The following is a 284-nucleotide window of genomic DNA, read 5'->3' on the forward strand; positions in this document are numbered from 1 at the left end:
AGCAGCAACGATGTGACCCAGCAGGGCAGCCGTCCGAAAACCAAACTGAACATTATGCGTGAAGCGGTGATTGCGGAAGTGAGCACCCAGCTGTCTGAAGTGGTGGGCGTGATTGAACGTCATCTGGAACCGACCCTGCTGGCCGTGCATCTGTATGGCAGCGCGGTGGATGGCGGCCTGAAACCGCATAGCGATATTGATCTGCTGGTGACCGTGACCGTGCGTCTGGATGAAACCACCCGTCGTGCGCTGATTAACGATCTGCTGGAAACCAGCGCGAGCCC

The 284-nt window shown here is 58.1% G+C and carries 1 protein-coding gene; it reads left to right on the plus strand.

What is annotated here, in order from left to right; translation table 11 throughout:
• Positions 1 to 54 precede the first annotated feature (54 nt).
• The coding region (locus ON20_RS25655) for a nucleotidyltransferase domain-containing protein (protein WP_032702362.1) at positions 55 to 284 on the plus strand (230 nt) is incomplete at its 3' end.

It is taken from the genome of Nocardia brevicatena NBRC 12119 (genome assembly GCF_000308495.1).
Classification (GTDB): domain Bacteria; phylum Actinomycetota; class Actinomycetes; order Mycobacteriales; family Mycobacteriaceae; genus Nocardia; species Nocardia brevicatena.